The sequence below is a fragment of the Nocardia sp. NPDC052254 genome, from assembly GCF_040679495.1.
Taxonomy (GTDB): Bacteria; Actinomycetota; Actinomycetes; order Mycobacteriales; family Mycobacteriaceae; genus Nocardia.
Genome location: NZ_JBFAUW010000001.1, coordinates 569,225 through 587,841, shown reverse-complemented (window position 1 = coordinate 587,841; position 18,617 = coordinate 569,225). Strand labels below are relative to the sequence as shown.

The window sequence follows — 18,617 nt, the reverse complement described above, 5'->3', positions numbered from 1 at the left end:
GTGTCTGTCACGGTGCGGGTTCCGGCTGTGCCGGATCGGTGGCCGGGCGGTAGAAGGTGGCGAGCAGTCCGGCGGTCGCCGCCACGCCCACCACGCCCGCGATGAGTCCGCCGGTCCAGCCTTGGGTGTCGAGGCCGACGGCGTGGTCCAGGGAGGCGCGGCCGGGGCCGAGGATCGCCGTGGCCAGTGCGGTGACCGCGAGCACCAGGACGTACTCGTAGCCCTCCTTGAAGACGAAGAATCCGTTCCGCCGGTGTGCCAGGAGTCCGGCCACGAGCATCACCGAGATGACCGCGGCGCAGGCGAGCGGGGTGAACAGGCCGACGATCAGCAGTGCGCCCGCGCCGATTTCGGTGATCACGCTCAGCCAGGCCTGCAGGATCCCGTTGCGCAACCCCAGCCCGCCGAACCAGCGTGCGGTGCCCTCGATCCGCCCGCCGCCGCGCCAATGGTTGTATCCGTGCGCGATCATGGTCACGCCCACCACCAGTCGCAGCAGCAGTGCGGCCACATCGGCGACATCCATCTTCGCCTCACTTCCCGGGTCGTGTGCCCACGACCCCGTCGAATTGTGTTGCAGAACAATCTAATCCGGCATCGGCGGCGACCAGGCACTCTTCGATGAAGGCCAGCAGGCCGAGATGGTAGGCGCGCGCGGTACGCCCGACACTGAGGTTGTGACCGCTGCCGGGCTGGCGGTTCAGCACCACCCGGGGCGCGGCGGTGAAGGCCGCGGCTGCCGCGGCCAGGCCGTTGTGATCGTTGCGCCACACCCGCTCGTGGTCGGCGACGGTGAAACGCACCGGAATCCGGACCTGCGCCGCGAGGGCGGGGAATTCGGTGCCGGCCCAGTCCGTGACGGTGGCGGCCTCGAGCCGCGGTCCGGTGGCGGCGAGCCGCGCACCGCCCACGATATCGGCCGGATACAGCTGCGCGGGCTGCCAGAGCAGCTCATTGAGCCCGCGTGGGCGTGTGCCCGGTGGCCGGTCCCACAGCATGCGCTGGGCGATATCGGTGTGCTCGCGCCCGGTGCCGGCGAGCTCGAGGCCGAGCAGGTCGGCGCCGCGCGGGTCGGCGGCCATCCGCATGGCCTGTTCCGATCCCGCCGAATGCGCGACGAGTACGGTCCCCGCGCCGCCGGGCAGGCCGGAAAGTAGGTGTGCCACAGCACCGTAGAGCAGATCCACTCGCGACCGCGGTTCCCACAGCCGGTCCGCGTAGGGAGCCGATGCTCCGTAGCCGGGCCGGTCGAGTGCGAGTGCGGTGATTCCGGAGGCGGCGGCCAGGCGCAGCAGCGACAGTTCGGGGTGGCCTGGGCAATCGAAGTAGGCCGAGGTGGTCGCGCCGCCGTGGACGGCGACCAGGGCCGCTCGCGGTGACCGCGCCGTCACCAGCAGTCCGGAGACCGCGATGCCGTCGACTTCCGTCCGAACCGGCTGGGGCGCCACGGATTCGGGATTCTCGATGGTGGGGACTGGGCGCGTGGCTCCGCAGCGGGGCAGCCCCGAGGCGTCCAGAGTCATCGATCGCTCCGCATCGGGTACCCAGGGGCGCTGTGCGCAGCTGTGCTGGAGACAATCCACGACGATCGCGTGGTCGGTTCGCGGCGTGCTGGGTTCACCCGGCGGCCGTGCGACACTGCCGTCGGGCCGGTGTGCGGTGGTGTCCGGCCGGTGATGGCCGGGCTCATGGCTCGCTCCGCAGCAGCAGGACGCCGCTGGGGGTGAGGCCGCCGCTGCTGGTGACCGCGACCCGGGCATCGGCCACCTGACGCGGTCCGGCAGCGCCGCGCAATTGGCTGACGGCCTCGTGCAGCAGCCCCATCCCGTGGGTGCGGCCGTGCGAGAGCTGGCCGCCGTGTGTATTCAGCGGCAGCAGCCCGTCGCGGGCGATGTTCTTGCCGCCGTCGAGGAATTCCTTCGCCTCGCCGATCCCGCAGAAACCCAGTGCCTCGATCCAGGACAGGCAGTTGAAACTGAAGCCGTCGTAGAGCTCGGCGACGTCGACATCGGCGGGCCGCAGCTCGGTGCGGGTCCACAGATGCGCGGCCTGGCCCAGCACCTGGGGTTCGTGGGTGAGGGTGCTCTGATCCCAGTCGACGCGTTCGATGATCTGGGTGCCGACCGCCTCGACGAACACCGGCGGCTGGGCCAGATCCGGCGCCGTCTCGACCGCGGAGACGATCACCGCGACCGCGGCGTCACAGGGGACATCGCAGTCGTAGAGACCGAACGGGCTGGTCACCGGGCGGGCCGACAGGTAGTCGTCCATGGTCATCGGATCCCGGTACACCGCAGTGGGATTCAATTCGGCATTGGCACGCTGATTGAGCGCGATCCACCCCAGCGTCTCCCGCGTGGTGCCGAATCGGTGGAAATGCCGCTGCGCGTTCTGGGCGAGCGTATGCGCGGCCGAGGTGGCGCCGAAGGGCAGCTGCCAGCTGGTGGTGCGGCTCCCGCCGAGCGGCTGGGCCTTTCCGGTGCGCAGCAACTCGTTGTGGGTGGCCTCCCAGACGGTGCGGAAACACAGCACGTGCCGGGCCAGCCCGCCCGCGACCGCGAGCATGGCCGCGATCACCGAGCCACCGGGCCCGAAGGTCTCCATGCCGCCGTTGTACCAGGTGGGATGCAGGCCGAGCGCCGACTCCAGTGCGGTCACCCCGCCCTCGCCCATACCGCCGAGATTGCCACCGCCGGGGTAGGAGGAGATGCCGTCGATATCGGCCATGGTCAACCCGGCATCGGCGACCGCGCGCTCACACGCCTGAACGGTCAGCCGCAGTGGCGGGACCATGAGTCGCCGCCCGATCTCGGACATGCCGATTCCGGTGAGCGCCACCCGATCCTCGAATTTGGCCGCGGTTTGCCGGGGACGGACGTGTTCGGCGAACCGGCCGGGTTCGATCTCGTCGGCGGGCAGCGGTGCGGGCTCGGGCTGCTCGGCGGTGGGGCGGAACAGCGGCAGCCACACATCCTCGTGCTGTTCGAAGCGCACCTCCATCCGCATGCCCAGTTCGAGCGCGGCCGGATCGGAGTCGATCACGGTGGTGGTCAGGCGAATTCGCGGATCCTCGACGAGCGCGACCTGCCCGACCACATAGGGCGGGGGCAGACCGGGCAGGGCGAACCGCTCATTGAGGGTGAAGCCGATGAGAGTGGCGTGTCCGGAGACCTCGCGAACACCCATCTCGGTGCCGCGGCAGTAGCGGCACACCGGCTGCGGCGGGTGGATCAATTCCTGGCACGCACAACAGTGCTGGATGCGCAGCCGGCCGTCGGCCCCCGCGGTCCAGAAGAATTCGTTCTGTGCGGTGAGCTGGGGCAGCGGCCGTTGCGGCGCGGTGGTCACCTGACCTCCTGTTGGATGCGGGACACCGACATCCGGGCCGGTGTGGCGGGCGAGTCGGCCGCCCGGCACACCGGCCCGGGTCTCAGTGGATGTCGGCCTGTTCCTTGCGCGCGGTCACCGGTGCGGCGAGCTGCTGCTCGTCGCAGATCGCCTGCAGCTTCTCGAGCGTTGCCTCGAGTCCCTCGCCCAGGCGCTCGCCCGGGGTGAAGGTCGCCGGCAGATGCCGCATGCCCTGGATGACGGCGATGGTGTCGTAGTGCACCGTCGTCTCGGGATCGCAGCGATAGTCCGGCATCCGGTCCATGACCGCGAGCAGCATCCGCTTGAACACCGTGCGCGCCACGTTCGAGCCGATGCACCGATGGATGCCGAGCCCGAAACTGTAGTGCCGGTTGCGATGCCGGTCCAGGATGATCTCGTTGGGGTCCTCGAAGACCTCTGGATCCCGGTTGGCCATCGCCCACGACAACCACACCCGGTCGCCCTCGGCGAACGTCTTGCCCACCACCTCGCAGTCCTCGGCGATGGTGCGCCCGTCGCCGGGGGCGGGGGCGTAGAAGCGCAGGAACTCCTCGGTCGCCGAATCCAGCAGCGTCTCGCGTTCGGCGCTGAGCATCTCGCGCTGGTCCGGATGCTCCGACAACCATTCCAGCGCATGGGCGGTCAGCGCGGTGGTGGTGTCGAAGCCGCCACCGATGACCAGCCCCAGGATGCCGAGCATCTCGAGATCCGGCATCGGCTCGCCGTTCATCGTGGCGTTGGCGACGGCGTTGATCAGCCCGGGGCGCGGATTCTGCTTGATCTCGATGAGATTGTTGAGCAGGTCCAGGCCCATCTCCCGGTGCATCGCGGTGACCCGCTCGATATCCGGTGAATCCGGCGGGGTGTAGACCGCCGCGTGCACCGGCTCGTTGTAGACCGTCCATTTCTTGATCGGGATTCCCAGCATGGCCAGGGTCAGCACCGCGGGAACGACATTGGCCAGATCATCGACGAAATCGATGTGCCCGGACTCGATCTTCTCGTCGAGTGCAGCCCGCACGACCTCGTCGATGAACGGAATCCAGCGGTTGACCGCCGCCGGGGACAGATACGGATTGACCGCGGACCGGGCCTCGCGGTGCTCGGGCTCGTCCATCTCCAGGAATCCGCCGCGGACCGCGGCGACGCGTGGCGGTGTGGGAATCGAAATTCCCTTGTAGCCGTTGCGGTCTCCGGCCACATCATGATCGTTGGACACGTGCGGGCAGCGCGCGATCTCGAAGACCTCACGGTTTCCGGCGGCCACCCAGTGCCCGTCGTAGGTGTCCGACCAGGCGATCGGGCAGTGCTGCTGCATGTCCTTGGTGATGGACAGGAAGTTGTCGCGATACTCCGGTGCGTACCGATCGAAGGCGAACTGCGGATTCTTCCGCTCGTCGTCCGTCGGGCCGGGTGCTGTCACGTTGTCGGCGGTCACGGCGGTCCTCTCAGGTGATGGTGATCGCTCGTTCCGGGCACGACTGGGCGGCTTCGCGAGCCAGTTCCTCCTGATCGGGGGGAACGTCCTCGCTGACCGCCGAGGAGTGGCCGTCGATTTCACTGAGTTCGAACGATTTCGGAGCGACCATGAAACACAGGGTGTGGCCCTGGCAGCGGTCGGGATCTACGTGAACCTTCACGGTTGTCTCCCCTTAGATGTGATAGTCGTACCACTTGAGGTAACCGCCGGCGTCCACGCGCATCTGCATGCCGGTGACGTAGCGGGATTCGTCGGAGGCCAGGAACAGCACCATCGCACTGGTGTCCTCGGGCTCGATCCACGGAATCGGCATCGCCTGCTGCACGTGGAAGCCCGGCGTGGCGTCGGCCTTGGTCGGGTGCTCGAGATCGGGCCGGAAGGAGCGATACATCGGCTCGCTCTGCAACATGTCGGTGTTGCAGTTGGTCGGATGGATCACGTTGGCGCGGATGTGGCGCGCGGCGATGTGGGTCGCCAATTCGTGCATGTACATGGACAATCCGCGCTTGGCGACCATGTAGGCGATACCGCCCGGATCCTTACCGGGCTGGTCGACCTTCGACACGTCCATCAGGGCCGCGGTCGAGCCGGTGGCGATGATCGAGGCGCCGGTGTCCAGATGCGGCAGTGACGCGTGCACGGTGTTGATGACACCGATCAGGTTGGTGTCGATGACATCGGTCCACGCCTGCCACTGCGGCTCGCCCTTCATCCCGGCGATACCCGCCTGGGCGACAACGATATCGAGCCGGCCCAGCTCGTCGACACCGCGCTTCACCGCGTCCCGCAACGCGGCGATGTCACGGACGTCGGCCTGCACCGCGACGATGCGGCGGCCGGTCTTCTCCACCAGCCGGGCGGTTTCGTCGAGATCATCCGGGGTGGCCATCGCGTAACCGATGGTTTCGATGTCCCGGCAGATGTCGACGGCGATGATGTCGGCGCCCTCGGACGCCAGTTTGACCGCATGACTGCGGCCCTGCCCTCGTGCGGCACCGGTGACGAGGGCGACTTTGCCTTCCACGCGTCCCACTGGTGGTCCTTTCGATCGTTCTGTTGCCTCCCACCGCATCTCGCGGCGGTCGTCTAGGTGTTGCGGCCGCCGTTGACGCCCAGGATCTGGCCGGTGATGTAGCCGGCCTCCTCGGAGGCGAGGAAGGCGCAGGCGGCGGCGATGTCCTCGGGCCTGCCGACCCGGCGGACCGGGGTGCGGGCGATGTGGTCGTCGATGGTGCCGCCGAGCAACTGGGCCTGTTCGGTCTTGCGCAGCATGGGCGTATCGATGAAGCCCGGCGGTACCGCGTTCACCGTGATGCCCTCGGGACCGAGTTCCAGGGCGAGGGATTTCGTGAGGCCGTTGACCGCCGACTTCGCCGAGACGTAGGCCGACATGAACGGTTGGCCGGAGTGTGTGCTCGACGAGGAGATGTTGACGATGCGGCCCCAGTGCGCGGCCCGCATGTCCGGCAGGACGGCCTGGACGCAGTGGAACACTCCGTGCAGATTCACCGCGATCGTGCGTTCCCACTGCTCGAAACTCAGATTGGCGAACCGGCGGTAGCTCTCGGCGCCGGCGGAGTTCACCAGGACCGTCACCGGACCCAGCTGGTCGCGGATCGTGGCGAGGGCTGCGTCGATCTGGGCGCGATCGGTGACGTCGGCGGTGTGGTCGAATTCCGAGTCACCGGGCTTGATGTCGAGGGTCGCCACCTGTAATCCGTCGGCGCGCAACCGATTCGCCACGGCAAGGCCGATGCCCGAGCCGCCGCCGGTGACCACTGCTGTCCTCACGCCCACGGTTCGGACCCCGCGATCGTGGTGCGGTGCAGCTCCCGCTCGGAACTCGCGTCGTAGGGCAGGGCGCGGTGCAGAATGCCGGTGTTGTCCCAGACCACGAGATCGCCGACCGACCAGTCGTGGGTGTACGCGAAACGCGGCTGGGTGGACCATTCGAGCAGTTCGTCGAGCAGCTTGCGGCTCTCGGCCGGATCCATGCCGACGATGTGATCGGCCGTCGCGCCGATGACCAGCGACTTGCGGCCGTCCCGGCGTGACCACACCAGATCGGTTTCGTGCGTGGGCAATTGGCGCCAGTCCGCTACCTGTTCCGGGGTGGGATCGGGGTTGGCGAGCCGTTGCGCCGCCTCGAAACTGTGCACCACGCGCACGCTGTCGTAGCGCTTGCGTTCGGCCTCGGACAACCCCTCGTAGGCGGCGTAGGTGCTGGCGAACTGGGTGCCGCCGCCCTCCATCGCCACATGCCGCGCGGTGAGCACGGTGGACCGGGCCGGCACGTCGTTGGTGGTGTCGTCGATATGCCAGAAGAAGGTGCCCTCGAGGTATTTCGCGGCCCGGTTCTTCTCGGGATTCAGTGTGATGGTGAAGATCTCGCGTCCGCCGGGGGCCAGCACGGTGCCGAGGCGGCGGCAGAACGCCAGCTGCGCCTCGTCGTCGAGATGCAGGCCGCGAACGACGAGCACCCCGCGCCATTTCAGCGCCTCGGTGCATCGGCTGATCACGGCGTCGTCGTGCAGATCCTCGACTCCGGTGACCTCCACGCCGATGGTGGGGCTCAGCGCTGTCGTCTCAACCACAAGAATCTCCCTTCCAATTGTGAGAACCGTACTCTCGCTCGCCGATTCTCCGCAAGGTTTCCCGCATTCGCGTGGTCCGGCGGACTGTCGGCGATTCACGCGGCGGTCGGCGATGTGATCGGCCATTGCTGGGGCCGAACGCTCTCGGATACATTATTCTCCATTGTTGAGAATGGAATTTCCATAGCATGAGGAGACGGGATGCCAGCTCAGGGCAACGCGACGGCCGGCGACGGGCGGGCCGTCACCAGACAAATGCTGATCGACGGTGAGCTCGTCGCGGGGGAGCGCAGTTTCGCCTCGCTGAATCCGGCCACCGGTGAGATCTACGGATACGCGCCCGAGGCGAGCATCGCCGATACCGAGGCGGCCATCGCGGCCGCGCGCCGGGCGTTCGACACCACCGATTGGTCGACGAACACCGAATTCCGGGCGCACTGCCTGGAGCAGTTCCATCGAGCACTGCGCGACAACGTCGAGGAGCTTCGGGACCTGACGATCGCCGAGGTCGGCGCGACGCGCATGATGACCCACGCCAATCAGCTCGAGACGCCGTTCGAGATCGTGAACTATTTCGCCGGACTGGCCCGGACCTATGAGCGCACACAGGATCTCGGTGTGATCGAAGACCGAGGCAAGAAGCATCGGCGCTGGGTCGAGCGCGAGGCCTCCGGTGTGGTGGCCGCGATCGCGGCCTACAACTATCCGCATCAGCTGGCGCTGGCCAAACTGGCCCCGGCGCTGGCCGCCGGGTGCACCGTGATCCTCAAGGGTGCACCCGACACCCCACTGGCGACACTGGCCCTCGGCGAGGTCATCGCCCGGCACACCGATATTCCCGCCGGGGTGGTGAATGTGCTGTCGGGCTCCGATATCGAGGTCGGCAAGACGATGACCACCCACCGTGATGTCGATGTCGTGAGTTTCACCGGTTCCACCGTGGTCGGCCGCCAGATCATGTCGGCGGCAGGCGATTCGCTCAAGCGGGTGTTCCTGGAGCTGGGCGGCAAGTCCGCGGCGATCGTGCTCGACGACGGTGATCTGGGTACCGCTGCCATGTTCGGTGCCTTCAGCATCTGCAGCCACGCCGGTCAGGGCTGCGCGATCACCACCCGCATGCTGGTGCCGCGGGAGCGTCAGGAGGAGGTGGCGCAAATGGTGGCCGGTTTCATGTCCAAGGTCAGCTTCGGCGATCCGAACGACATGTCGAACTACATGGGGCCGTTGATCTCCGAACGCCAGCGCGAGAAGGTACACGGCCTGGTGACCCGCGCGGTCGACGCCGGTGCGAAGCTGGTGTGCGGCGGGGAGAAGGTCGATCCGGGCTACTTCTACGCCCCGACCTTGCTGACCGACGTGGACCCCGACTCGGAGATCGCGCAGGAAGAGGTCTTCGGACCGGTGCTGGCGATGATCCCGTTCGACGACGACGACGATGCGGTGCAGATCGCGAACAACTCCATCTACGGCCTGTCCGGCGGGGTGTTCTCCGCCGACGAGGACCGGGCGCTGGCGGTGGCGCGGCGGATCCGCACCGGCACGATGAGTATCAACGGCGGCAACTACTTTCACCCCGACGTCCCCTTCGGCGGCTACAAGCAGTCGGGTATCGGCCGTGAGATGGGTGTGGCCGGCATCGAGGAGTTCCTCGAGCAGAGGGCCTTCGCGGCGGTGGTGAACGAATGACCGACAACGGCAATTCCGGGAGTGGTAAGCCACTCGAGGGCATCCGGGTCCTCGAGGTCGCGATGTACGGGTTCGTCCCCTCGGCCGGCGCGGTGCTGGCCGAATGGGGCGCCGATGTGGTGAAGGTCGAGCACGCCCGCACCGGCGACCCCCAGCGCGGTCTGCGCCAGATCGGCAAGTTCAAGGTCGAGGGCGATCCGAACCCCAACATCGAACACGCCAATCGGGGCAAACGCAGTATCGGCCTGGACATGTCGGTGGCCGAGGGGCGCGAGGTGATCCACGAATTGGCCAGGACCGCGGATGTGTTCCTGACCAGCTTCCTGCCGCAGGCCCGCACGAAGTTCGGTATCGACGTCGACGACATCCGCGCGGTGAACCCGAAGATCGTCTACGCGCGCGGCAGTGCGCTGGGCCCCCGCGGTGAGGAGTCGACCAAGGGCGGATTCGACATGACCGCCTTCTGGTGCCGGGGCTCGGTCGCGGCGACCATCACCCCGGAGGGGATGGACGGACTGATCAACCCACCCGGACCCGCGTTCGGCGACACCATTTCCGGGACCAACCTCGCGGGTGGCATCGCGGCCGCACTGCTGAAGCGGGAGCGTACCGGAAAGCCGTCGGTGGTCGACGTGTCTCTGCTCGGCAGCGGGCTGTGGTCGATGGGGCACACCATCGGACTGTCGGCGTACATGAACGAACCGCTGCTGGCACCGGCGCCGGGATCGCATGGTGCGCCGACGAATCCGCTGTCGGGTCTCTACCGGACCTCCGACGGCCGCTATCTGTCGCTGGTGATGTTGCAGCCCACCAAGTTCTGGGCCGATGTGTGCCGCCACATCGAGCGCCCGGACCTGGCCGAGGATCCGCGCTTCGCCACCGCGGCGTCGATCGCCGCCAATACCGAAGCGGGCGTGGCGATTCTGCGCGAGGAGATCGGCAAACGCACGCTCGCCGACTGGACCGAGCGGCTGGCCACCATGGCCGGTCCGTGGGCGCCGGTTCAGGACAGTCTTCAGGTGGGTTCGGATCCGCAGATCCGCGCCAACGAGTACCTGGTGCAGGTGGGCAGCCTCGAAATGGTCGCCAACCCGGTGCAATTCGACGTCGCCGCGCCCGCCACCGGGCCCGGACCGGAATTCGCCGCGCACACCGAGGAGGTGCTGCTCGAACTGGGGCTGGACTGGGATCGCATCATCGCGCTCAAGACGGCCGGCGCCATCACCTGATCCGATCCGAGCGAAAGGCAGATCGCATGCCCTGTGTTGCGTCGATCGGAACCTATCTGCCGTGCTGGGGTGGACCCCGCGGCCGGGTGCCCGGGGACGACGAGGATGCGGTGACCCTGGCAGTGGAGGCCGGGCGAGCAGCCCTGTCGGGTGCGCCTCGCGCCACCGCCTACGTCGAGCGCGTGGTGGTGGTGAGCCGGGATCTACCACTGCTGGAGAGCAGCAATGCCGCGGTACTACTGGCCGGGCTGGGACTGGATCCGGAACTCGAGGTGATCGAACGGCTCGGGGGAGCACCGGCAACCCTCGATGCGCTGAGTTCCGCGCGGCCGCGCACGCTGATCATCGGTGTGGACCTGGATCCGGCGGGCGCGGCGGCCGCGCTGGTCGCCGAGCGCGGACTGGCGGTGCGGACCGCGGCCCGGGTGGCGCGCAGTCTTCCGGTGCGCACCCGCAATGCCATCGGCGATGTCCACGACTACGGCGACCCGCGGTTGCTGCACGAACGCGGCCTGGTCGCGTCGCTGGCGGTGGCCTGGGTCGACACCCCGGTCATCGTGGCGGGCGTGGACCACGACCAGGCGGCCCAGCTGTGCGTCGGCGATCCACCGCAATTGCCGACGACCGGGGCCGGATCGAGCCTGTTCGCCCTTGCGGCACTGGCCGATTGGGGACAGGCCGGCCTGCTCGTCGGGGTCGAGCAGGCCAGCCTGTCGGGAGTCACCGTGTCCGCCGGGCCGGTGAAGGTGTATCGGCGCGAGCCGGCGGTCCGCGCCGAACCCGACGCGGTGGCGGTGCCGGGGGCCGACATCCCGATCTCACTGGCGGCCTACGAACGTGCCTTCGAGGCCAAGGTGCGCTGGGAGGCCGGCCGCCATCCCGGCAGCGAGGAACTGGATTTCCCGCCGCGCTACCGGCTCGGGGACGACGGTGCGCTCAGTACCGGCTACGCGCTGATCCCGTTGCCGCGCACCGGGACCGTCTACACCGCGGTCACCGTGCAGGTTCCGGTGCCGGGTTTGCGGACGCCGTACTCGCTGGTGATCGTCGAACTCGATGCGGTCGACGTGCGAGCGCTGGTGAAGGTCACCGGCACCGACCCGGGCACGGTCCGCATCGGCGACCGCGGCCGGATGGTCCTGCGCCGGGTGGCGGTGCGGTCGGGGGTTCCCGACTACGGATATGCGTTCGAACCGGAGGCGGCATGAGACACAATCGCGTAGCGCTCGTGTCGCCGACCGGGGTGTGGGGTGTCCCCACAGGTTACGGAGGCGGCATGAGACACAATCGCGCAGCGCTCGTGTCGCCGACCGGGGTGTGGGGTGTCCCCACGGGTTACGGAGGCGGCATGAGACAGAATCGCGCAGCGCTCGTGGTGCCGACGGGGTGTGGGGTGTCGCCGCAGGTTACGGAGGTGGCATGAGGAAAGTGGCACTGGTCGGCGCGGGGATGACCCCGTTCGCCGAGCATTTCGCGCTCGGTATCAAGGATCTGCTGCCGATGGCGTTCGCCGAATGCGCGGCATCGGTGGACAAGGGGATCGCCAAGGCCGATCTGGATGCGGCCTGGTTCGGGGCGATGGGGACGCCCGACGGATTCCCCTCCGGCATCCTCGCCGATGTGCTGGGCCTGCCGGAGTTGCCTGTCACGCGAGTGGAGAACTCCTGTGCCACCGGCAATGACGCGGTGCGCAATGCGTTGTTCGGCATCGCATCGGGTGCCTGCGATGTGGCCCTGGTGATCGGTGCGGACAAGGTACGCGAATCCGCCTCCAAGGACATGATGTGGGAGTGGGAGGCGATGGCCCGCGATATGGCGTGGGACTACCCGCTCGGGTTGATCGCCCCCGCGGGTTTCGCCCTGCACGTCGCGCGCTATCTGCACGAATCCCCGGCCGGCCGTGAACATCTGGCCATGATCGCGGTGAAGAATCATCGCCACGGCGTCGCGAATCCCAAGGCGCGGTTGCGATTCGAGATCACCGTCGAACAGGCGCTGGCGGCACCGGTGGTGGTCGATCCGTTCGGGCTCTACGACTGCGCACCGCAGAGCGACGGCGCCGCCGCGCTGATCCTGGCCGCCGAGGACGTGGTGGATCGCTACACCGATCGCCCGGTGTGGATTCGCGGGGTGGGCCTGGGGCTGGATTCGGTGATGCACCAGCACAAACGGGATATGACCACGTTCCCGGCCACCGTGCGCGCGGCCAAGCGCGCGTTCACCATGGCCGGGCTCGCTCCCGCCGACGTCGATGTCGCCGAGGTGCACGACTTCTTCACCGGTATCGAACTGATCAGCTACGAGGACCTCGGTTTCGCGGATCGCTTCGAGGCCTGCAAACTCCTCGACAATCACGCCACCAGTGTGGGCGGGACGCTGCCGGTCAATCCCAGTGGCGGCCTGAAATCCAAGGGTCATCCGCCGGGGGCGACCGGGGTGGCGCAGTGCGTGGAGCTGTTCGAGCAGCTGCGCGGGACGGCGGTCAATCAGGTGGACCGGGCGCGAATCGGTTTGGCGCACAACCTCGGTGGGCCGACTGCGGTCTCGGCGGTCACCCTCCTCGAGGGGCCACGCGACTGAGATGACAGCGCGGTACGAGTCCGAAGTCGTTGCCTTGGTCACCGGCCGTGTGTCCCGGCGTCGTGCGGTCCTGGACTGGGCCGCACACTATGTCGGGCGCGAGGGCACCGTACATGTGGTCTGTGACGGAACCCTGGCCCCGGCGCTCGTCAGTTCCATCATGGTGGGGATATTCGTCGACGGGGAGCAGGTGGAGCACGCCGACTTCGCCCAGACCGCCATGCTGCTGGCCCCGCACGGCTGCAACTGGACCTGGCGCCACCTACCCTTCGGTGCCGGCGGGCATGCGGTCGCGCTGGCCCGGCGCAGAAGCCTGCTCGCCGTGGTCCCCGCCCGCTCACAGTGGCTTCGACCGCAGACCGTGCGGATCGTGGGACCACCCTGAACCACGCCCCGGCTGCCGCGCCCGGCAACTGCCCGCCGACACAGGACGACCGGAACCCGTGGACCGGCGGCGTGCGATACCTGCGGAGTGCTCGCGGTGACCATGCCGGGTGGGGTACTCACCAGGGGTGTGCCCCTGCGTCATCGGCGACGGGGCTGGTGCCAGGATCGAGGGGTGGACGAACGACTGTCGCTTTCCGTGGACGATCTGGAACTGCGGATGAGCCCCGAGGGAGATCCGGAGTCGCCGGTGCTGGTGATCGCGCTGGACGCGTGGCGCGGTGCGTCCGCGGAGCGGATCGCGCGGATGGCCGATGCCGTGGCGAGCACACTGCGAATCACGGTGGGAGTGCTCGAATCCGAGCCGACGCCGGAGATGGCACCGCTGGTGCAGGCGCTGACGTTGACACTGTCGGCGGGGCGGGCGGGGGTGGATCGTGCGCTGATTCATTGTGGTGATCTCGCCGCGAGCCTGGATCTGCTCGGCGCCGCCGTGGCGGGTAATCCGCAGGCGAGCGTGGCGCTGGCCAGGTTGCTGCGCCAGACGGTGACGCCGGACGTCGAGGCCGGTCTGGCCGCGGAGGCCGCGACGTACTCGATGTTGCTGGGCGGCAAGGAGTTCGCGCGGTGGCGCGCGGAGCGTCCCGTCCGTCCGGTGGTGGTGTCCGAGCGGTCGCCGGTGCGCGTCGAGCGCGGGGATTCGGTGCTGACGGTCGTGCTCGACAACCCCGGCCGGCGCAATGCGCTGAGCCAGCGGATGCGTGAGTCGTTGCTGGAGGCGTTGCAGCTCGCCGTGCTGGATCCCTCGATCGCACACGTCGAACTGCGAGGTTCCGGACCGGTCTTCTGTAGCGGTGGTGACCTCGACGAATTCGGTATAGCCACCGATCTGGTCGCCGCCTATCTGGTGCGCCTCGAGCGGGCTCCGTGGCGGATCATCGATCGCATGCGCGATCGGGTCACCGCACATGTGCACGGTGCCTGCATCGGAGCGGGTATCGAGATGACAGCCTTCGCCGGTCGGGTTGTCGCGGAACCGGATACGTACTTTCTGCTGCCCGAGATCGGGATGGGGCTGGTGCCCGGCGCCGGGGGGACCGTCAGCGTGCCCCGGCGCATCGGGCGATGGCGGGCGGCGTGGATGATGCTGACCGGGCAATCGATGGACGCGGAGCAGGCCCTGCGCTGGGGCCTGATCGACGACATCGGGCGATCACGCCGGGGGTAGGCCGCCACCGACGCGTGCGGGCGGGGGCGAACGATGTCGCTCCCGCCCGCACGGCCGAATTCTGTTGTGCCGGAGTCCGATCAGCCGCGGTTGCCCCAGGCGATCGGGGTATCCAGAACTTCGGGGTAGTGCTTCTCCTCGTAGCGCCAGATCCCGTCGATGTGTTCCTCCATCGCCGCGAGCGCCGCGCCGGCATCGCCGCCCGCCACCGCGAGATAGATCTTCTCGTGGATGTCGCAGGTCGCGACCCGATGCCGTTCGGGGTACTCCATGCCCACCGCGGAACCGTCGAGCATGTCCAGCAGGGCGTGGATCAGGTATCCGAAGATGGCGTTCCCGGAACCCTGCGCGACGGTGTCGTGGAAGACGCGGCTCATCTCGACGAAGATCTCCTCGTCGTCGATGTTCGCGCGCATGTGATCCACCGAGTACTTCAGTGTGGCCAACTGCTCCTCACTGATCCGGTCCGCCGCGAGCTTGGCCATCATGGGTTCGAGCGCTGTGCGCGCCTCGACGATGGTGCGGAACGGTGCGTTCTCGAACTGCAGCAACAGGGTGATCGCCGTGGCCAGCGCCATTCCGTCGGGCTGCTTGACGATCGGGCCACCGCCGGGGCCCGGTTTGAGCGCGATGACGCCCTGCAGTTCCAGGAAGCGCAGTGACTCGCGCAGGGTGCCCCGGCCGATGTCGTACTCTTCGAGCATCAACCGCTCGGGCGGCAACTTGTCACCAACCTTGTTGCCCCGCTTGTTGATTCCCTCCACGATCCGCTGAGCGACCAGCATCGCTGTCTTCTGCGGACGAAGCCCTGTTTGTGCCATCACACGTACCTCCATGCGCCAGGCCGCTCCCCCGTACACTGGAGTCCGAGCCGTATCAATCTATGATTATGTTTACCTCATCGGGGTTGCGGACGCCAGATGAGCAGGGTTTCGGCGCTTCGGACGGGGGATCTGCCGCACGAATGCGCAGGCGTGCGCACCCGGCGGTGCCATTCGAATCGGAGGTGGGGCCGGCCGGTACCGGTGGTGAACCGGAATCGCATGCGCCGCAGGCGCTTTTTCACCACGGGATACCGGCCGGTCCACTGGTGACTCCGTACTCGATCCGGACACATCTGGATGTCCGGTGGCGGTACTTCCGGGGGCCCGGGTTACTTGGGCTGGGCCGGACCGGGGGCGGGCTGGTTGATCGTGGTGAAGTACTGCACCGCGGCCATGACGGCGACCGGGGCGGTGACCAGCAGCTGACCGGCAGCGGTACCCAGCGCTCCGATCGCGACGATGCCGCCGAGGCAACCGATGGCGGCGGCCGGGATGAACGGGCCGAACATGCCGACGATGGTCGCGGCGGCCACGGTCGCACCGGCGATGCCGCCCAGCACGCAGCCGACGGCCGCGCCGCCGAGGCCGCCCACCATGGTGCCGACGGTGGCGCCCGTGGTGATCGTGCTGGTCAGACGACTCCAGGCGGACTGCTCGCGGTCATAGGAGTTCTTCCAGGGAGCCTGATCCTCATACGGCAGCGCCACGGGCTTGTAGGTGGCGTGGGCGAGGTCGAACCGGGGCGTGAGCGTCGCACTGCGGCCGTTGACGTCCGCGGCGATGGGGAAGACGAAATCGTCGACCCGGAAGGACAGGTCGGTTCCGGCGACCACGGTTCCGTTGGGGGCCTTGATCTTCAGTACACCGTTGTCCACATTCACGGTGCCCGCGTCGGTGCTGATGACGGTCCCGGTCGAGGTGGGGGTGGCGGTGTAGTTGATCGTGTCGGACTGGGGATCCGCGTGCGCGGTTCCCGCGATGCCTACGGTTCCGGCGAACAGTACGCAGGCAGCAGCGATTTTCCTCATCGATGATTCCTCTCTCGGACCTCGACATCACTGTCGAGGACGTGCAAATCCGGCATCGGATGCCGGCGAAGGCAGCCGGCCGCCGTAGCGGCCGCGGCTGACTGTGTTCAGGGGCAGTAGGGGTCCGCCCGCTCGACCGGCGGTGCCGACTTCCAGTCGGGCAGCCCGAGTTCCGGGGTGCCGACCGGGCTCTTGCCGCCGGACAGATGGGTCCACTGCGCGTGACCGAGCTGGTGGATCGTGAAGCAGGAGTCCAGCGCGCTGGAAAGGCCCATCGCGTCCTGGCTCTGGTTGACCGAATCCTTGACCAGCAGGGCGGCCATGGTCGGTACCTGCGCGATCCGGCGGGCGAAGTCCAGGGTGCGATCGCCGAGTTCGCCGGCGGGGAAGATCTTGCTCACCATGCCCAGGGCGCGAGCGTCCTCGGCGTCGATGCAGTCGCCGGTGAGGAGCAGCTCCTTGGTCTTGCGCGGGCCGAATTCCCAGGGGTGGCCGAAGTATTCGACACCGCACATGCCCAGGCGCGTCGTGACCACATCGGCGAACTGCGTGCCCTCCGCCGCCACGATGAGGTCGCACGCCCACATCAGCATCAGCGCTGCCGAGAAGACGTTGCCGTGCACCTGCGCGATGGTGATCTTGCGCAGTTTGCGCCAGCGCAGGGTGTTCTCGTAGAAGTAGTGCCACTCCTGGTGGTAGCGGGACTCCACCGCGTCGTGGGTGGCGCCGGTGCAGGAATAGGACCAGTGCTGATCGGGGCCGGGATCGCGTTCGGCGCGGTATTCGGAGCTGCCGAGGTCGTGGCCCGAGGAGAATACGGGGCCCTCGCCGGCGAGAATGACCACGCGCACCGTGTCGTCGGCCTCGGCGCGCAGGAACGCCTCGGTGAGCTCGACGAGCAGACCACGGTTCTGGGCATTGCGGTAGCGGGGACGGTCGAGCACGATGCGCGCGATCGTGCCGTCGTCATGGGTCTCGTACCGCAGGTACTTGTAGTCGACCGGCGTGGTGGGATCGTGGGATGGCGTGGGCATGGGGGAATATCCTTGTCGCTCAGTAGATTTCGGGAGAGGTCCGCACGAGACCGAGTGCCTGGTCGAGCAGAGCCTGGGAGACGCCGTGGAATCGGCGGCCGAGTGCGGCATCAGCCTTACCGGCGCAGGCCCGTGCGTGGGTGCCCTCGAGGATGACGGCGAGCCGGTAGCAGGCCAGCACCTGATACCAGTCGAATTCCGACATGTCCCGGCCGCTGACCGCGCCGTAGCGGGCGATGACCTCCGCGCGTGCGGGCAGGCCGTCCAACTGCCGCGCGAGTCCCACGGTGCGGGACTCGTCCGGGTCGGGCCAGGTCGCCAGCAGGTGGCCCAGATCCAGCAGTGGATCTCCGACGGTTCCGAGTTCCCAATCGACCACGGCCGCCACCGCGGGGCGGTCGCGGTGGAACATCACGTTCCCGAAGTGGTAGTCGCCGTGGATGATTCCCGTGCGCCACTGCGCGGGCCGGTGGGCATCGAGCCACCGGCCGATCTCGTCGAGGCCGTCGAGCTGCGGGCCCGGCCAGCCGTCGAGTTCGTGATACGAGTCCAGCTGTCGCTGCCAGCGGCCGACCTGCCGGTCGATCCAGCCGTCGGCCCGGGCGAGCTGTGCTTCGCCGAGGACGGCGGGATCCACCCGGGCGAGTGCGGCCGCGCTGTCGACGACCGACAGGCCCATGGCGTGTTGGAGGTCGGGGGAGGAGGCGAAGGGCTCGGGGACCTCCGAGGTCGCGGTGAAGCCGTCGATCGCGGCCATGACGAAGAAGACGCAGCCCAGCACATCGAGGTCCTCGCACACCGCGACCAGGCGCGGATGGGGCACTTCGCTGTCGGTGAGCGCCGCGAGCAGCCGGGCTTCGCGTCGCATCGTCTCGTCGCTGTTGCTGCGTTTGTGCAGCGGCGGGCGACGGAAGACGTAGTCGGCGCCGCTGCGGGAGAACCGGGCCAGGATGTTCTGGGTACCGCCGGTCAGTGCCACCACATCGGTGACCGGGCCGGTCCCGACCCCGTTCCGGTCGAGCCATGCTGTCAGTGCGACGACGTCCACCGGATCCCGATCGCTCATCGAATTACCTCGTGCCTTTCTCGTCTGCCGGCCGACCGGCGACGCCGCCGTGCGGCGGCCTGGCGCAGTGACCCAGGTCATTCGCGCTCACCGAAGCTAACACATCCCTACGAAC

The 18,617-nt window shown here is 68.1% G+C and carries 18 protein-coding genes; 6 read left to right on the top strand and 12 right to left on the bottom strand.

Features of this window, described 5'->3' with window-relative positions; all coding sequences use genetic code 11:
- Positions 1-7: 7 nt before the first annotated feature.
- The 8 genes from AB0L57_RS02680 to AB0L57_RS02645 all read right to left on the bottom strand — a co-directional run bounded on the left by AB0L57_RS02680 (position 8) and on the right by AB0L57_RS02645 (position 7,443).
- Positions 8-526 (bottom strand): DoxX family protein, encoded by a 519-nt coding sequence (locus AB0L57_RS02680; RefSeq protein ID WP_364955976.1) that lies wholly within the window; start codon positions 524-526, stop codon positions 8-10.
- Between the two features lie 7 nt (positions 527-533).
- Complete coding sequence (locus AB0L57_RS02675) at positions 534-1,523, bottom strand: alpha/beta hydrolase (RefSeq protein ID WP_364955973.1); 990 nt, start codon at positions 1,521-1,523, stop codon at positions 534-536.
- A gap of 163 nt (positions 1,524-1,686) precedes the next feature.
- On the bottom strand, positions 1,687-3,348 hold the full coding sequence (locus AB0L57_RS02670; RefSeq protein ID WP_364955970.1) for an OB-fold domain-containing protein: 1,662 nt from the start codon (positions 3,346-3,348) through the stop codon (positions 1,687-1,689).
- Positions 3,349-3,430: 82 nt separating this feature from the next.
- Positions 3,431-4,807: a cytochrome P450 gene (locus AB0L57_RS02665; protein WP_364955967.1), complete on the bottom strand. Its 1,377-nt coding sequence runs from the start codon at positions 4,805-4,807 to the stop codon at positions 3,431-3,433.
- 10 nt (positions 4,808-4,817) lie between these two features.
- Positions 4,818-5,009, bottom strand: coding sequence for a ferredoxin (locus tag AB0L57_RS02660; protein ID WP_364955964.1), 192 nt, complete (start codon positions 5,007-5,009; stop codon positions 4,818-4,820).
- 12 nt (positions 5,010-5,021) lie between these two features.
- Complete coding sequence (locus AB0L57_RS02655) at positions 5,022-5,882, bottom strand: mycofactocin-coupled SDR family oxidoreductase (protein ID WP_364955961.1); 861 nt, start codon at positions 5,880-5,882, stop codon at positions 5,022-5,024.
- A gap of 53 nt (positions 5,883-5,935) precedes the next feature.
- Positions 5,936-6,640, bottom strand: a complete 705-nt coding sequence (locus AB0L57_RS02650) for an SDR family NAD(P)-dependent oxidoreductase (protein WP_364955958.1) — start codon at positions 6,638-6,640, stop codon at positions 5,936-5,938.
- A complete protein-coding gene (locus AB0L57_RS02645) occupies positions 6,637-7,443 on the bottom strand; it encodes a TauD/TfdA family dioxygenase (RefSeq protein WP_364955956.1) in 807 nt (268 codons plus the stop codon). Before AB0L57_RS02645 ends, AB0L57_RS02650 begins: the two co-directional genes overlap by 4 nt.
- Positions 7,444-7,644: 201 nt before the next feature.
- Between AB0L57_RS02645 and AB0L57_RS02640 the strand changes: the two genes are divergently transcribed.
- The 6 genes from AB0L57_RS02640 (at position 7,645) to AB0L57_RS02615 (ending at position 14,550) form a co-directional block, all read left to right on the top strand.
- Positions 7,645-9,129 (top strand): aldehyde dehydrogenase family protein, encoded by a 1,485-nt coding sequence (locus AB0L57_RS02640; protein ID WP_364955952.1) that lies wholly within the window; start codon positions 7,645-7,647, stop codon positions 9,127-9,129.
- Positions 9,126-10,358 carry a CoA transferase gene (locus AB0L57_RS02635; protein ID WP_364955949.1) on the top strand — a complete coding sequence of 411 codons (1,233 nt, stop codon included), beginning with the start codon at positions 9,126-9,128 and terminating at the stop codon, positions 10,356-10,358. The genes AB0L57_RS02640 and AB0L57_RS02635 overlap by 4 nt, the downstream gene beginning before the upstream one ends.
- A gap of 26 nt (positions 10,359-10,384) precedes the next feature.
- Positions 10,385-11,566: an OB-fold domain-containing protein gene (locus AB0L57_RS02630; RefSeq protein WP_364955946.1), complete on the top strand. Its 1,182-nt coding sequence runs from the start codon at positions 10,385-10,387 to the stop codon at positions 11,564-11,566.
- Between the two features lie 211 nt (positions 11,567-11,777).
- Positions 11,778-12,938, top strand: a complete 1,161-nt coding sequence (locus tag AB0L57_RS02625; protein ID WP_364955943.1) for a thiolase family protein — start codon at positions 11,778-11,780, stop codon at positions 12,936-12,938.
- 1 nt (position 12,939) lies between these two features.
- Positions 12,940-13,323: a hypothetical protein gene (locus AB0L57_RS02620; RefSeq protein WP_364955940.1), complete on the top strand. Its 384-nt coding sequence runs from the start codon at positions 12,940-12,942 to the stop codon at positions 13,321-13,323.
- Positions 13,324-13,497: 174 nt separating this feature from the next.
- A complete protein-coding gene (locus tag AB0L57_RS02615) occupies positions 13,498-14,550 on the top strand; it encodes an enoyl-CoA hydratase/isomerase family protein (protein WP_364955937.1) in 1,053 nt (350 codons plus the stop codon).
- 80 nt (positions 14,551-14,630) lie between these two features.
- Here the strand turns inward: AB0L57_RS02615 and AB0L57_RS02610 are convergent, their stop codons facing one another.
- The 4 genes from AB0L57_RS02610 to AB0L57_RS02595 form a co-directional block, all read right to left on the bottom strand.
- Positions 14,631-15,371 carry an FCD domain-containing protein gene (locus tag AB0L57_RS02610; protein WP_364955934.1) on the bottom strand — a complete coding sequence of 247 codons (741 nt, stop codon included), beginning with the start codon at positions 15,369-15,371 and terminating at the stop codon, positions 14,631-14,633.
- Between the two features lie 332 nt (positions 15,372-15,703).
- Positions 15,704-16,402 carry a hypothetical protein gene (locus AB0L57_RS02605; protein WP_364955931.1) on the bottom strand — a complete coding sequence of 233 codons (699 nt, stop codon included), beginning with the start codon at positions 16,400-16,402 and terminating at the stop codon, positions 15,704-15,706.
- A gap of 107 nt (positions 16,403-16,509) precedes the next feature.
- Positions 16,510-17,436 (bottom strand): enoyl-CoA hydratase, encoded by a 927-nt coding sequence (locus AB0L57_RS02600; RefSeq protein WP_364955928.1) that lies wholly within the window; start codon positions 17,434-17,436, stop codon positions 16,510-16,512.
- Positions 17,437-17,455: 19 nt separating this feature from the next.
- Positions 17,456-18,502 (bottom strand): phosphotransferase family protein, encoded by a 1,047-nt coding sequence (locus AB0L57_RS02595; RefSeq protein ID WP_364955925.1) that lies wholly within the window; start codon positions 18,500-18,502, stop codon positions 17,456-17,458.
- Positions 18,503-18,617 lie beyond the last annotated feature (115 nt).